We start from the raw sequence: 15,092 nt of genomic DNA on the forward strand, positions 1-15,092 counted from the left end.
ACTATGGCCTGCTCAGCAGTTCTTTATAGAGCGCCAGTAGAGTATCCATATGTTTACTCAGCGCATATTTTTCACTCAATCGCGCACGACCCTGTAAGCCCATGACCCGCGCCTTCTCTGGCGAGTCGGCCAGTGCATCCAGCGCATTTGCTAACTCTTGCACATTGCCAGGTTCGAATAAAATCCCTTCGATACCATCACGAATTTGTTCCGGGATGCCGCCGATGCGCGATCCGATCACCGGCTTGCCTAAGGACATCGCCTCTAATATCGCCATAGAACAGTTTTCATAGCATTCTGAAGGAAGGATCACTGCCCGCGCATGCTTAATAAGGTTATCGAGGGCTTCCCCTTGTTGCACATAACCTAAAAACTCAACGTCCGGGTATTGGGCGACTAATTCATCGTGCAGTGGACCGTGCCCTACAATTTTCAGCGGCGCTTTGTTCTGCATTTTCTCATGCGCCGCCAATAACGTTGCCACGCCCTTTTCACGGCTCAGGCGACCGAAGTACAGCATATAGCCCGCATCGCTTACCTCACCCAGAGGACGACTGTCATCAACGCCATTGACGATGACATCAATGCGCGAATTCGGCAGCGTACGCAACAATACGCCACGTAAAAAGACGCTCGGCGAAACGATCACATCCAGCGCCTGGTAATTTTGCGCAATATATTGCCAGGTCGCCTCTAAAGAGAGCAGGAGGCTTTTTGAAGCAGAGCCTTCCTGGCAACGATACCTGAAAGCATTGAAAACCGTCCCGGTAATACAGGAATCACACACTTTACCGTCGCGCAGCATGGAATAGGCAGGACAGACGATTTTATAGTCATGCGCGGTCAGCACCGTTTTGCAGCCAAAATTGCGGGCCACTTTAATCAACGCCGGCGTCAACTGATGGTAAATGTTATGGAAGTGGACGATATCCGGACGCTCTTTTTGTAGTAGCGCCAGCATCTTTTTGCAGGCCTGCGAATTATGAATAAAGTTAACCGCCGTTTTGAGCCCGCCCAGCAGATTGCTCTCCTGGTGGTAGTCCACATTGCCGACGAAATAATCCGCATAGTCCGAAGGGAAATTGTTCTCATGCTGCATCGAGAAATCAATAACCTGCACTCCGGCCTGTTTCAGCATCTCGCGCTCTTGAAAATAAACGGTTTCCGCGCCGCCTTTAATGAAAAAAAACTTATTCACTAATAAAACTTTCATTGCGCCAGCCTTAGTTATTCATGAATGATTTTACTGTCAGGCGGAGTCAACGGATCGCGTACTGGTTTAGTCAACCCTTTAACAAGTCCCGCAGAAAGCACGGCCAGGTTCATTACGCTCTGCAATCCGTTCAATAACGATCGATTCTGCACGGTTTTCAAGATAATAAAGGCAAGCAAGGGTAGAAATGCAATATCAAAAAGTTCGAGATTGAAGGTCACCGCCGCAATAAACAAGGCAATCAGATACACAGAAAAAATCGCCTCGTTCTTAACCATTTTTAACGCTTTGCCGAAATAAGGTTTTCCCCACGCACAACGTAAAAGCTCGCCCGGTGCCTGATAGTATCCACTTTTCCAGCGGTGCTTCAGCATCTGAAAGGTCGGCATGGTATGCGAAGTATGAATAAAATACGGAATATTCAGACGGCGTAGTTTATAACCCGCATCGAGCAAACGCAGGCCAAGTTCAGCTTCTTCATAAGCGTGCAAATTACGGTTGGTGAGATAACCAATTTTCTCAATCGCAGAGCGGCGATATAACCCACCACCGCCTAAATGGTCGCTATCTCCAAGCGGATAGATTTTACTAATACGCTGCTTACGCGATTTAAATTCATAGTTAACGGCATCGTCCATTTCAACGGTTCCCGCGACACCTGCATATTCCGGCTCAGCCTGCAAAAAAGCGACAGCCTGATCCACAAAGCCCTCTTCCAGCTCCATGTCGCCGTCCATCAGCAACAGATATTCCCCTTCACTATACAGATAACCTAACTGATGCCCGACGCCGCAGCAGCGATCGCCTGGGTCAGTTAAAGAGACCACGGTCACCCCTTTATCGATCGCAAGCTGTTGGGTGTTATCCGTTGACAGGCTATCTGCCACTATAATTTTATGTGGATAATCAACAAGCTGCCTGCGGATACTGTCTATCGTTTTCTCAATACATTCAGATTCATTGAGTGTTTTAATACTCACTGAAATAAACGGTTTTTGGTCCATACAATTACCCTACACAGCGAAGGACGGTTCGACGAATCACTAAACTTGATCCTAGTGATAAATAGAACAGGAATTGTAACATCGGTGTAATCATCAGTATCTGGCTGTAAGGTAAGCTAATTAAGCAACTGATAGCAAAAGCGTTAAACGCCGGTGCAAAGCTCAGCAACTGAAGATCCTGCTGGTCCAGTTGTTCAAGCGTCAGTAATGGCTTTGGCTGACAAACTTTCAGGATATAAATGAATAAGCTAATAAAAAGTAACGTGCCGATCACCCCGACTTCCCACAGCAGCATACTCAGGGAAGTCGAGTCGAGAATTAAGTTATAAATGATATTCAAAAAGCCCGGCGACACCGTACTCCCACTGTTTGTGGCGTTGAGCCCATAACCAAATAACGTTCCTGAAAGCCCCCACAGATCGTTATTTTTCAACCAAAACAGGAACGTCGTAAAGCGCCCTAACTCCCCGGTAGACATGATGTAGTTCGGGTCAAAGATATAGCTTAAGGAGTCGATGAAAATGCTTAACGAGCTTTTCGACGGATCGCCGCCAAACGCGGAAGAATAATAGTACGCGAGGATCACTATCGACAGGCTAATAAGCAGCAGCATGCCCGCCACAATAACCAACAGCGTCTTCAGATTAACCTTACTGACGTCTTTGACGTAGCTCGGTGAGATCCACACCCACGCGAGGAACAGAGGTGACAGCAGAATGACGAACTTCACTTCACCAATAATACATAGCCCGATCCCAAGAACAATGTGCAACGCCATGGACTTGAACGTGGTCAACCCGTGCTTATACTCAGAGACTTTTAACAACATAATCAACAGGCAAAACAGGCCCATCGCAGCAGTGTTACCGCCCCCCATGGGGTCACCGCCAAACGTACCAACCACGGAGTCCCATTTCTCATCTTCGCCACGCACCGCAACGCGCTGGGGAACGACCAGCAAAACCTGATAAATCATTACCGGGATTTGCGCGTAAAACACCCAGTACAGATAGCGCGTTGCACGGTAAACCTGCGACTCCCGGCAAAATCCCAGCAGCAAACAGATCATCACCAGTGACAATGCGATTTCATTTTTAAATGCCACAATCGCGACGGTGATCCCGCCCTGAATCAGCGTCGATGTTCCGGCCAGTATCAGGAACGAAAAATACAACGCCAGGACAATCGTCTCCTGCGCATCCAGCTGCAGCGAGCCATCACGCGTCTGCATCACCAATAATCCCACCATCAACAGGGTCAGGAAAAAGGGGATCCATAGCACCGACTGCATGCCGGTAAAGTATTGCACCAGGCCACACAGGATCAGCGTGACAAAGCTAAAAACCTGTAAATAGTATCCGGTATTCAGCGTCATAGTATCACCGGCTTGTCTTTCAGAAGATTGGCTCGCTTATTCATTTTCAGATAAATGAAGGCGTAGCGAATAAATGTCAGTGAAGAAAACAGGATAACCGACGTAGCATAATCTTTATGAAAATAGGGAATGACGACAAATGCGAATAACACAATCGCCAGCTGTTCCAGTTGGATACGCAGAAAATAGCGGTGGGAACCAAAAATAAGCTCAATCACCGTCAGAGGGCTTATCGCCAGCGCCGGGAATAAATAGGGCAACATGTAGCGCGACGTCTCAATGGAGTTAATCCAGTCTTCGCTAAAGCCCAGACGCATCACTATTGGATAGAAAATAAACACCCCGAGAGTACAGATAACCCCCAGAACCAACAGTAGCAACCGTACCCTGGTATATTCCTGATAATTAAAGGTGTTATTTCTGAAGTCGATAGACCACTTGGAAAAAATAGTATTGCGCACTGCGTTGCCGATGATCACCACCGGCGCCAGGCAAAAGCGGCTAACCACGGAAAAATAACCTGCCGTCAGCGCCGAGAACCAAAAGTTAATCAACATAATCGGCAAATTGCTGCTAGCCATCGCCAGCACTTCCGCACTACCGACTTTGGTAATGTGATGGATATTTTGTTTGAAAAAATGCCAGTTACTGGCAGGTCGCAAATGTCTGGCCGCCACGGAGCGAATATCAAACGAATGCAAAATACAGCTTATGGTCAGCACCATCGTCGCGCAGGCCCATGACCAATAAAACAGTTGCACCTGATGCGTAACCAGAACCGAAAGTAATACCACCACAGAGACAGAGATGCGCTGGAAAATCAGAAAACGAAAATTGGCCGTGCGCAGCGACAGGTTTTCCGAGATTAAAACCCACGCCGTCGCCAGCGTCAGCAAATAGAGGAACATGATGTTCTGGTGAAACAGCCACGCTGTCAGTACGGCGTACGGTAAGGCAATGATCGTGCTTTGGATCAGGCAAAAAACGACGTTCTGTACCAGTTCGTCGTCGTGCTGTTTTGGAATTAAAAGCTGCGATGCAAAGGTGCACACCTGCGCGCCCACCACGGCGATGCTGTAATTGAGCGCATAAAGCCCCACCTCAGCCATATCGTACTTGTGCGAAATCAACCAGATAGACAGCGCACCAATCAACTGCGAGATGACTGATGAACCGGCTATCGTGGAAGCGCTCTTCAGTAGACTCATACCCGGCCTGGCGTCGTCATCAGTTGATCGGTACTGAAGTTAAGTGAACGCAGACCCTCCTGGGTTTCAAGATCTTTTTCTTCAACCGCATTGAGTACCGCGCCAATCACCACGCCGTTATTTTCCTCAATCTTATCCAGCGCGCTGGCGATGTGTCCCGCCGACTCCACCCCGGCTTTCACAATGAAAACAACCCCATCGACGGCACGTTTGATCAGTTGAACATCCTGACTCTGATTCACAGCAGCAACATCAATAATGATGCGCTGATAATGCGATTTCAGTTCGCGCATTAAGGGTTCAACATGCTCCGACGACAACATCAGTAAAGAAGAGATGGTGCTCTTGCCGTGCGCAATAAAGTCGAGATTATCACTGAGCGTGATCCGCGCCTGTTCCAGCTGAGTCTCTCCGCGCAGCAGCTCAGCCAGGCCTGCGGATGTAGGTGATGCCAGTTCAGAAGAAAGCCCGCCCGTATTAAAGAAATCCGCATCAATAAGCAGCGTTTTCTGGTCAAAACTAAAGGAGTTCGCTAACAGATTCGCCAACAAAGAACGCCCATCACCGTGTTCCGTCGATGCCACGGCGAGCGTCTGTAATGGACGATTATCCAGCATAATCCGGGTACGGATACCGTGCACAATATCGGCATTCAGCGGGTTCTTCAGGATCATGTCCCGCACTTGCGCACGCCCTGAGGTTCCACTAAAACGACGGATTTCGCCCAGCGGGGTAACGTTGAGGCGCTTTTTCATGCGACTCAGGCTGGCGATTGAGTTATCCATCGCCGCTTTGACAATGAAATACATGATGCTGAACACGACCACCAGCATGACCACCATCACCAACAGCAGTGATTTATTCGGCTTCGCCGGTTTTAATGCGGGAACTGCGGGATCGTATAACACCGCATCGGCATTCACGCCGGACAGCGACAGCTCCTGAGTACGCTGATAGAGCGATTTATACAGGTCTTCCATTTTATCTAACGACAGTTTTTGGCCGTTCCAGGCATCCCGTTTTGACGCCATTTTCTGGAAGATCTCTTTCTGCTGTTCCACCTGTTGCTGATAGTTCTTTTCATCCGCCAGCGCCGCCAGATATTGCTGACGTAAGCCGACTTTCAGCTCACCCAACACCCGTCCGGTTTGGCTTTGGATCGACTGAACATCGGCCTCTGCTTTTAAAATGGCGGGGTTTTTTGGCCCATAAACTTTGCGCAGTTCAGACAACGTACGCTGCGCCTGAATCAGCGCAATGCGCAGATCCTGAATCTGAGCGTGGTTAGAGACCGAAGGCAGCGAGATAACGCTCTCGGCGGACTTCCCTGCTCCATTCACCTCGTTATAAACGGATTCAGCGGCAACACGACGTTGGGTCGCGTCGGCCAGACGATTGGTCACGATACTTAACTGCTCAGTTTCAAAACCATCGATACCGCGAAAGGTCAACAGCCCGGCATTTTTCAGATAGCTTTCCATCTCTTCTTTTTGCTTCGCTATCGACTTCTGAATCTCTTCCATTTTTTCATAATTCAGTTCGCGGGCTTTCTCTACTTTCTGACGCTTTTGCTCCAGCGTATAGTTGATGAAAGCCTGCGCGACGCCGTTGGCGATATCAGCCGCAACCTGGGGCGAAGTCGATTCATAGGTAATAGAGGCGAGGTTCGTTGTCCGAATACCGATGACATTCAGGTTTTTCGACAACGTTTTCAGCGCCAGCTCCATTCTCAGTTGCCGACTTTCACTGCTATCAGCGCCCTGAGCATCGGCTTTTTCCCCGGTAAATGCCGGGTTTTCATCCAGCCTCATATCGCGAACGGCTTGCTCGAGCACAATTCGTGAATGCATCAACGCATATTGCGTTTCGTAGTAACCACTGCGCGTTGAATCGAAACCATCAACCTGTGGGAACGGAGAAACGTTATCGGCCTGCGCCTTAATCAGCACCGTCGCCGTTGATACATACTTTGAGGACATCATGCTGATTAACGGATAAGCCACGACCCCGGCAACGATACCGGCCAGCGCGATTTTCCAGGCGTTCTTTTTCAGCGCTTTGGCAAAGCGGGAGAATTCAACTGTGCTTTCTCGTTTTTTGCCGTTTTCCACTATTGATAGTTTCATCGTCAGAAGAACCCCATGCCAATAATCACGACATCCCCAGGATGAACAGAGTGCGTTAAATCAACATTCTCAAGCAGCTGATTGCTACCTGACAGGCGAATGTTGATATCTTGACGGTCAGCACGATCTGTAAATCCCCCCGCCTGCGCAATAGATTTCTCGACGGTAAGTCCTGGCTCATAAGCGAATCCATTCGGACTTTTCACCTCGCCAGAAACATAGTATTTACGGAACTCGGCAATACTCACCGTCACCATCGGAGTAGTAAAATAATCTCCAGTCAGGCGTTGAGTTAATTCGTTAGTCACCTGCTCAACAGTTTTATCTTTTAATATAAGAGCACCAACAAACGGGAAATTAATCTCCCCACTCTTATCCAAAATAAACCGCATCGTCATATCGGGTTGACCATGAACAGCGATATTGACAGTATCCCCTGCCCCAAGTCGGTAATCCTGCTGAACAGTAGCAGGATCGTCCATTAATCTCGGGCTGGACGTTGTGCATCCGACCATCAGGATACTGAATAGCAAAACCGCGCACAGTTCTATTATTTTCATTTTAGATCTGAACCTTAGCTTTAAGCATAATCATAGAATTATCATAACCCAACGTTCTGATGACTTCCTGATTGTCGTTGGGACCGATATAAAACGAATCAGTATCCTTATTCGAATTCAACGTATCTATTTGATATTTAATCTCAAAATTGACCGACGGTGTGTAGTCATAGCTCATGGTTACGCTAAATACCCCATCTTTATCATGCCGATCTTTATTCTGTTTTTTATAGTCTTCTGAAGTGTATGAGTAATCCAGCAAGGTAGAAAAACGGTTGCCTAACCAGAAGTGCTGGTAAGAAAGACCATACTGGGTGACTAAAATATATCCCCCAACTTCCGATGGGTCTTTAATGCTTTGCGCTGAGTGCACCGTGAAAACAGACTGCTGTAACGGCTTCCACTCCCCTTTTATATCCCAGTTTAGACCATTAAAATCATGCGAGTTTGCGTTGTTTTCAAATGTCTTGTACAACCATGAAATATTCATATCGACATTGGTTTTTCCCGTCAACTGCGACTTCAGGCCATACAGCAAATAATACTCATTAGTGTCTTTTTCTGAGTTGTTATCATAGTGACGCTGGTTAGTAATAAAGCTATAGCGAAAACGCGTTCTGGATGTGTATTGGTCAAAAATTTCTGCCACCAGGCTATTTTCGTGCCATTCCTGTTCCTGAATGTAATTGTAGAAATCTTCACTACTCTCCTGGGCGTCGGACGTATTACCGAACGTCAGTTTTTTGTATAACAACGCCAGTTCCGCTTTCCCGCGCCCATCCGGCGCGCCATAGCTGTAGCGCAATTCACTGTTAATAAAATTCGTCGTCAGCGGAGATTTAATCCCATACTGCTCGAATTGACCCGGTAGAAACCCCTCAGTGATCCCTCGACCGCGGGATTCGTGCCCAAGCGTATCCTCCAGATTGAGTGTTAAGCCGTGCTTGATCCCATAGCGCCAGGCACCGTTAAAACGGAAAAAATGATCGTTATAGTTATCAGCGGAATCGCTTGAGTAGTTACGATAATCACCGGAGTACATCAGTAAATACTTATCCTGACCGCGCTCTCCGATCATACTCAAAACGGGCGCTGCGCTCTGAAACGAGGAACCGATAGCATCTCTGCTATGTGGCTGATAAGACACGTTATCATTATAACCATAGTCCACAGCGACCTTGCCCTGGAAGTCGATCCCCGCAAAGCCAATGTGTGATTTCGGTGTTAAATCAGCCCATACGGGCTGCGATATCACGATTCCGGTAATCACGAGTAATTTAGTATGCATTCTTACCGATAAATCCTTTGAAAATAGTTTTAATAATAATTTTTATATCCAACCATAAAGACCAGTTTTGAATGTACTCAATATCGTACTGAACCCTTTTTTCCATCTTATAAAGCGCATCGATTTCCCCGCGGAAACCGTTGATCTGCGCAAGCCCGGTGATCCCAGGCTTAACTTTATGGCGGATCATGTAATTTTCGACCTGTTTACGGTACTGCTCATTATGCGTAACCGCATGAGGTCTGGGACCGACAATCGACATACTTCCCTGCAATACATTGATAAATTGCGGCAGTTCATCCAGTGAGGTGCGGCGTAAGAAACTACCAAACTTGGTTACCCGCGGATCGTTTTTAGTGGCCTGAATAACCGTATCGGCGTTCTCCATAACGCGCATCGAGCGAAACTTCCAGACCTTAATTTTTTGCCCGCTAAGACCATACCGGTCTTGTTTGAAAAAGACTGGCCCGCGGGAAGTGAGTTTGATTCCAATGGCAATGGCCAACATCAGCGAAGAAATCATCACCATAATGATGCTACCAAGTACCAAATCTTCCGCCCGCTTGATAAACGACCCCGCCCCTTCAAACGGCGAACTAAAAATGCCAATAGTTTGCAGGTTGTGAATGGAGCGCAGCTTGGACATGTTGTTACTGTAGGTGTAGAAGTCAGGAACAATATACGTATCTACGGTAGTGTCTGACATCATCGCCAAAAAATGACGAATGCGTTGTAAAGCTACCATCGGTAAAGCGATGTAGATTTCGTCTATATTTCCCTGCCGGGCTTCCTCAACCAGATTGATCACCGGCCCACGAAAGGGGCTTTTTACCTTATCGACGATATCGCCACAGCGGGATAAGGCGCGCTCATCATAAAAAGCCAGATCCAATGTGATATTAGCGTATTCATCCATTAACGCGTTTTCTGCCGCCAGACCATTGTCAGTCAGACCAATAATCGCCACGCGCATACTCTTTTTCGTTGAATATTTAAAAATGAAAAAGCGAATGTAATAAAGAAAAGGTAATGGGATGAAGTACCAGTAAATAATCGCTGAATAAAAGGGGGAAGGCAGTTTGTCTAAGTAGCCGAGAGACTCGGGTTCAGCCACCGTCATGCTGACCAGTTCGTTAAAAAAAATCGCCAGCAGCGTACAAAAAACCAACCGTTTTTGATTACGTAAACCGATCGTCTTAATCTTTTGTTGATAAATTTTAATGTATTCAGCAAACAGTAAGAAAAAGACTGAGAAGAGAATACTCAGAATGGCAATGGTGTTAAATGGCGCTAGACCTAACAGATGGGCGCTAAAAATTAACGTCGCATTGATTACAATGAAATCGACCAGCTTTAAAAAGACTGGATATCCGTGGCTGCTAATTTTTAGCGATTTTTTAAGCATATCTCAGCCCATTATTTATTGATTTTTAATTGTTTTTTTCCTCATTTATGTTGCTAATTATATCACAAGTCTTAAAAACGCAACGGCACACCGTCATTAAATGTAAAAAACAATGTAATACAATGTGATGAGTTTCGCACCACACAAATACAACCCAATGATTCAATTGATTATTTATTAATGTTCTTTTTTATTTTTATCATTATAAAAAATGATAAAATGCAACATAAACGTCATTGACATTTCACAATTCATAAGCTAGCACGGGTAGAATCACATGATGAGCGCCTGACAACGGGTTAACCTTACAAAAAGCAATACTTTGTCCAAACCTCGTTGCGCTACGGTCAGTGATGAGAGTCCTGGAGAGCGACAGAAGAAATCAATAAGTGTATTTATAATTCCCACCATAAAAATAACTTAGTAACACATTTACAAAGCAATGATTAGCAACCTTATTATAAATAAGGTACTTTACGAGGAGTATGGGATTGCTTTCATTTTCACGCTCAAAATTCAAAAAAAAACGAATAATAAAAAAAATTTAGTTTAAATAATTGTAGCAAATCCGAGGAGATGAAGCGGCAAGCATGACTTCAATTAAAACGATAGCCAATCATTGAGAAAATGCGTGTTACATATTACTAATGTCAACATTCTGCATGAACACACCTTTAACATCAGAATTTTCAGCGCTTACCAACACATCAATTTAAAATAAAGAGAAGAGAATAAATGACAGCATTAAAATTTTGTTAAAAGCAGCGTAAATCGCCCCAACGAATTATTGATAACAATGTATACACTTTTGTTAAGATATATATAAAAACACCTTCCAAAGCCATTCAATCATGCCAAAAAATTTTGTTTACTTATTTTTCGCAAATAAATAATATCCGCGCCGGATTACTTGTTGAGCAATTTACGCACGTTATTCATTTCTTTCAAATGAAGTCCTACATCATTTTTTGACGTTGATGAACTCCAGCTGAATCTGTGCCTCTGACAAGTACTTTTCTGAGTAAATAATAAATTTAACGGAGTTATGATGATGAAAACTGCACTTACCAGCAGTGTACTGGTCGCATTGTTTGCCGCTAATGCTGGCGCAGCAGCGAATTACGTTACCACTGCCGCAACAGGTTCTAAAGCCACCGCGACGGTCCATTTTACCGGTGAAATTGTTGCCAGTACCTGCGTGGTGAGCACAGCAAACCAGCCAGGTAAAACAGTGGCATTGCCACAAGTTACCAACCAGCTATTTAGCGGCGCGGGCTCTAGCACCGGTAATACTCCGTTTACGTTGCAATTTAGCGGCTGTAGTGGGGTAACTGGAGGAAGCGGCTATGTGGTGGTCTTTACTGGTAAAACCCCTGGCAGTAACGCAGCACTTCTGCAAGCGACTCGTGGTTCGACTCCTGCCACCGATGTTGGCATCGAAGTGGATCAAGCGGGTCATGCCCTTAATTTCGCTTCAGGTAGTAATGAGGTGATATTAACACCAGATCATAATGGCGATGCACAAATCGATCTGGTCGCCAAATATCAGCAAATTGGCGCAACGCTGCCTGCGGCTGGCACGATCACTGCGGATATGAATTACACCGTCATTTATAAATAACGGACGTTGATTGCTATGGATGGCACTCTTCCCTGAACCTGGAAAGTGCACCTGATGAATAAAATATTCTTTTACCTGTTGCTGTGTGTGGTTAGCACCGCTCACAGCGCAATTAATTTGGGTCAAACACGCGTTATTTATAATGAGAACGATAAAGCGGCGATGTTTGACGTCAACAATAATACAGACAAGCCATATATGGTACAGACGTGGCTGGATAATGGTAATCCGGATGAGACACCTGCCAATCTGCCAATGTTAATTACGCCTCCGATCCTGAAACTTGACGGCCATAAATCAGCCGTGTTGCGAGCTATTTATCAGGGCAACGGCTTTCCTGAGGATGTTGAATCTGTAGTGTGGATTAATGTGCAGGAAATCCCCACCATCGAGAATGAAGAAAATACCTTACAGCTGGCGCAGCGTATTCGCATCAAACTATTTTATCGCCCTGTTGGGCTGAATATGACGCTACCTGAAGCCGTTGAGAAATTACAGTGGCAGTGCCACGGTCATACTCTGCGGGCGGTCAATGCGACGCCGTTACATATCTCCCTGACGCAATTACATATTAACGGCCAAAACATTGATGCCGACATGATTAATCCGCATGGCGAACGCACGTTTGCGTTGTCACAGCAAAAAGTCAGCCATATCGGTTTTAGCTGGGTAGATGATTACGGCGGCACTAACGCGGTTAATAACGTCCCGGTATCTTGCAATTAAGCTGGGGTTGCACATGATGAAAAAAAATAAGCACCCGCAACGGTACACCCTCTTTACGCTGTCAACGCTGGCCGTGTGCATACCTGCATACGCCAGCAGCACGCCGCAGTTTAATACCCGTTTTGTACATGGTACGCAAAATATTACCTCCGTAGTGCAAATAGCCCGTAATGACGGACTTAGCGAAGGCACGTTTGAATACGATATATATCTTGACCATAGCTTCGTCGAAACGCGCAATGTTGACTTTAAAAGACGTAAACCACAAGGCAAGCCGCAACCTTGCCTGAGCTCGGACGCTCTGCGCAAATACGGGATTAAAATCCCTGAGGGTAACGCCGATACCTGCGTGGAGCTCACGGCTCTGATCGCAAACAGTCGCCTGACGGCAGATGCAAACTACCAGCGCATTGATATTTCAGTACCAGAAGCGTTTCTGCTTTCGACTGCGCATGACGCCGTGCCTGAATCGGCCTATGACGATGGGATTAATGCCGCTTTTGTCGGCTACAACGCCAATACGACGCACCTGATTGAACAGGGTCAGGATCATGACTCTGTTTTTGCCAGTTTTGCCAACGGTATAAACCTGGCGGGATGGCATTTTCGTAACCAGTCTACTTTCAGCTATGCCAGCGGTTCAGGCCGTCAATGGCAGGCGGTTTCCACGTGGGTGGAACGTAATATTATTGCACTGCGTAGCCGCTTGCGCTTCGGGCAAACATATACTGACGACGATGTATTTGACAGCATCCAGTTTACCGGGGCACAGCTCACCAGCGATGAAAACATGTTGCCTGATAGCCAACGCGATTTTTCGCCAGTCGTTCGCGGCGTCGCCAATAGCAATGCCACAATCGAAATCCGTCAAAATGGCTATCTGATTTACAGCAAAAACGTCGCGCCGGGCGCATTTGACATCGACGATATTAACCCCAGCAACCAAAGCGGCGACCTGAACGTCAGCGTTATTGAAGCCGATGGCAGTCGGCGTAATTTCACTGTGCCTTATTCGGCGGTCCCGAACATGCTGCGTGCAGGTAACAACCGCTTTCAGTTTACGGCAGGGGAATACCGCGACGGTTACAGCGGCGGCTGGCGGCCCCGCTTTGTTCAAGGCACATTGAGTTATGGTCTCAGCTTTGGCTCCACGTTGTACGGTGGTTTCCTGACCGCAGAAAGCTATAATGCGATTGCCACCGGGATCGCGCAGGATCTGCACCAGTTCGGCGCGATCTCTTTCGATATCACTACCGCCAGAGCGCAACTTGCCAGTGGAGATACGTCCACAGGACAAAGTTACCGTTTCTTATACTCCAAATCGCTGAACCAGTACGGTACGGATTTCCGTCTGGTAGGCTACCGCTACAATACCTCCGGTTATTACAGCTTTAGCGACACCATTAACGAGCATAACAGCTGGTCCTCGGGCTATTACGACATCGCCTATGACGACCCGAATCAACAGCTGCGTTTCCCTGGCGAGGAGCACAACAAAAAGCATTACTACACCACTAACTACAATAATCGCCGCCAACGTTTTGAGGTCTCTGTTAACCAGCGTTTGTGGGATAACGCCTCTCTTTACGTCAGCGCCAGCCAGCAAAACTACTGGCACAACGGGAGTCACGACCGCACGATACAGCTGGGTTACAACGATACACTGGGGAAAATCAACTGGAGCGTTTATGTACAGGATACCCGTAACCAGTACGACTACCAGGACCGCAGTATCAACCTGACGCTTTCCATTCCATTCGATTTCATGGATAGCCGCGGCTTTGTCTCCACCAACATCATGCATAGCCAGCAGAATGGCGACAGCTACTCCACCAGCTACAGCAATACAGCATTTGACGATCGTCTGAGCTGGGGCGTTCAGGGCAGTACCACCGATCGACAGGATTCCTCTGCCGGGGTTAACGCCGCCTGGCAAGGCGATAAGATGAATGTTCAGGGGGGCTACAGCGCAGGACGCAACTACCAGAATATGAATATGGGCATCAGCGGCGGGGCAATGCTGCACGCAGGCGGCGTGACGCTCATGCACTCTCCTGGCGACACCATGGTGTTGGTCGAGGCCAAAAATGCCAACGGTGTCCATATCCAGCAACAAAATGGCGTGGCCATTGACGGTAACGGCTATGCGGTCCTTACCGCCGCAGACGCATGGCATTACAACGTGGTGAGTCTGAATACCGCTGATATTGGTGCCGGGCTGGATATTCCGCAGGCACAGAAAAAAATTGTTCCAACAGAGAAAGCCATCGGCAAAGTGGTGTTTGAAACCTTCAGCGGCCGCAACTATCTGGTAAATGCCGTCATGCCCGGCAACATTGCCCCCCCGGTCGGCGCGAACGTACGAGATACCAAAGGTCGTAGCCACGGTCTGGTCGGTATGCATGGCGCACTGTATGCCAGCGGCGTGGAAGACAATTCTCGCCTGGAAGTGCGCTGGGGCTCCCACGCAAATGAACACTGCTTTATTCAAATGCCGGATAACCATAACCAGCCGGTGAAGAAAATTGGATATACACAAATTACCGCCCAGTGCGTCGGCTCGTAA

Annotated in this window: 11 protein-coding genes; 3 read left to right on the forward strand and 8 right to left on the reverse strand. The window is 47.1% G+C overall.

Annotated elements, in window-relative coordinates; genetic code table 11:
* Nucleotide 1: 1 nt before the first annotated feature.
* The 8 genes from OGV65_RS24080 to OGV65_RS24115 are packed head-to-tail and all read right to left on the reverse strand — an operon-like array spanning nt 2 to nt 10,179.
* Nucleotides 2-1,213, reverse strand: a complete 1,212-nt coding sequence (locus tag OGV65_RS24080) for a glycosyltransferase family 4 protein (protein ID WP_049043335.1) — start codon at nt 1,211-1,213, stop codon at nt 2-4.
* A 14-nt stretch (nt 1,214-1,227) separates the two neighbouring features.
* Nucleotides 1,228-2,217 (reverse strand): glycosyltransferase family 2 protein, encoded by a 990-nt coding sequence (locus OGV65_RS24085; RefSeq protein ID WP_016154114.1) that lies wholly within the window; start codon nt 2,215-2,217, stop codon nt 1,228-1,230.
* A gap of 4 nt (nt 2,218-2,221) precedes the next feature.
* Nucleotides 2,222-3,592, reverse strand: coding sequence for a capsular biosynthesis protein (locus tag OGV65_RS24090; RefSeq protein ID WP_137351964.1), 1,371 nt, complete (start codon nt 3,590-3,592; stop codon nt 2,222-2,224).
* Complete coding sequence (locus tag OGV65_RS24095) at nt 3,589-4,800, reverse strand: lipopolysaccharide biosynthesis protein (RefSeq protein ID WP_141875553.1); 1,212 nt, start codon at nt 4,798-4,800, stop codon at nt 3,589-3,591. The genes OGV65_RS24090 and OGV65_RS24095 overlap by 4 nt, the downstream gene beginning before the upstream one ends.
* Complete coding sequence (locus OGV65_RS24100; RefSeq protein ID WP_286455524.1) at nt 4,797-6,926, reverse strand: GumC family protein; 2,130 nt, start codon at nt 6,924-6,926, stop codon at nt 4,797-4,799. The genes OGV65_RS24095 and OGV65_RS24100 overlap by 4 nt, the downstream gene beginning before the upstream one ends.
* A 2-nt stretch (nt 6,927-6,928) precedes the next feature.
* Entirely contained in the window at nt 6,929-7,486 is a 558-nt protein-coding gene (locus OGV65_RS24105; protein ID WP_016154118.1) for a polysaccharide biosynthesis/export family protein, read from the reverse strand.
* Nucleotide 7,487: 1 nt separating this feature from the next.
* Entirely contained in the window at nt 7,488-8,774 is a 1,287-nt protein-coding gene (locus tag OGV65_RS24110) for an outer membrane beta-barrel protein (protein WP_286455525.1), read from the reverse strand.
* Nucleotides 8,764-10,179: an undecaprenyl-phosphate glucose phosphotransferase gene (locus tag OGV65_RS24115; RefSeq protein ID WP_181547603.1), complete on the reverse strand. Its 1,416-nt coding sequence runs from the start codon at nt 10,177-10,179 to the stop codon at nt 8,764-8,766. Before OGV65_RS24115 ends, OGV65_RS24110 begins: the two co-directional genes overlap by 11 nt.
* 1,048 nt (nt 10,180-11,227) lie before the next feature.
* On the opposite strand from OGV65_RS24115, the gene OGV65_RS24120 reads away from it, so the two are divergent.
* Genes OGV65_RS24120 through OGV65_RS24130 form a run of 3 tightly spaced genes read left to right on the forward strand, consistent with a single transcriptional unit; the run spans nt 11,228 to nt 15,092 of the window.
* Nucleotides 11,228-11,800, forward strand: a complete 573-nt coding sequence (locus tag OGV65_RS24120) for a fimbrial protein (protein ID WP_141875720.1) — start codon at nt 11,228-11,230, stop codon at nt 11,798-11,800.
* A 54-nt stretch (nt 11,801-11,854) separates the two neighbouring features.
* Entirely contained in the window at nt 11,855-12,526 is a 672-nt protein-coding gene (locus OGV65_RS24125; protein WP_047499484.1) for a fimbrial biogenesis chaperone, read from the forward strand.
* 13 nt (nt 12,527-12,539) lie between these two features.
* On the forward strand, nt 12,540-15,092 hold the full coding sequence (locus tag OGV65_RS24130; protein ID WP_286455526.1) for a fimbria/pilus outer membrane usher protein: 2,553 nt from the start codon (nt 12,540-12,542) through the stop codon (nt 15,090-15,092).

The sequence above is a fragment of the Citrobacter sp. Cb004 genome, assembly GCF_030337065.1.
GTDB lineage: Bacteria > Pseudomonadota > Gammaproteobacteria > Enterobacterales > Enterobacteriaceae > Citrobacter > Citrobacter braakii.

Bases quoted from the DNA above. Each gene is read 5' to 3' on its own strand.
- OGV65_RS24100 (WP_286455524.1), bottom strand. From the start codon at position 6,926: ATGAAACTATCAATAGTGGAAAACGGCAAAAAACGAGAAAGCACAGTT.
- OGV65_RS24110 (WP_286455525.1), bottom strand. From the start codon at position 8,774: ATGCATACTAAATTACTCGTGATTACCGGAATCGTGATATCGCAGCCC.
- OGV65_RS24105 (WP_016154118.1), bottom strand. From the start codon at position 7,486: ATGAAAATAATAGAACTGTGCGCGGTTTTGCTATTCAGTATCCTGATG.
- OGV65_RS24080 (WP_049043335.1), bottom strand. From the start codon at position 1,213: ATGAAAGTTTTATTAGTGAATAAGTTTTTTTTCATTAAAGGCGGCGCG.
- OGV65_RS24115 (WP_181547603.1), bottom strand. From the start codon at position 10,179: ATGCTTAAAAAATCGCTAAAAATTAGCAGCCACGGATATCCAGTCTTT.
- OGV65_RS24090 (WP_137351964.1), bottom strand. From the start codon at position 3,592: ATGACGCTGAATACCGGATACTATTTACAGGTTTTTAGCTTTGTCACG.
- OGV65_RS24120 (WP_141875720.1), top strand. From the start codon at position 11,228: ATGATGAAAACTGCACTTACCAGCAGTGTACTGGTCGCATTGTTTGCC.
- OGV65_RS24095 (WP_141875553.1), bottom strand. From the start codon at position 4,800: ATGAGTCTACTGAAGAGCGCTTCCACGATAGCCGGTTCATCAGTCATC.
- OGV65_RS24125 (WP_047499484.1), top strand. From the start codon at position 11,855: ATGAATAAAATATTCTTTTACCTGTTGCTGTGTGTGGTTAGCACCGCT.
- OGV65_RS24085 (WP_016154114.1), bottom strand. From the start codon at position 2,217: ATGGACCAAAAACCGTTTATTTCAGTGAGTATTAAAACACTCAATGAA.
- OGV65_RS24130 (WP_286455526.1), top strand. From the start codon at position 12,540: ATGATGAAAAAAAATAAGCACCCGCAACGGTACACCCTCTTTACGCTG.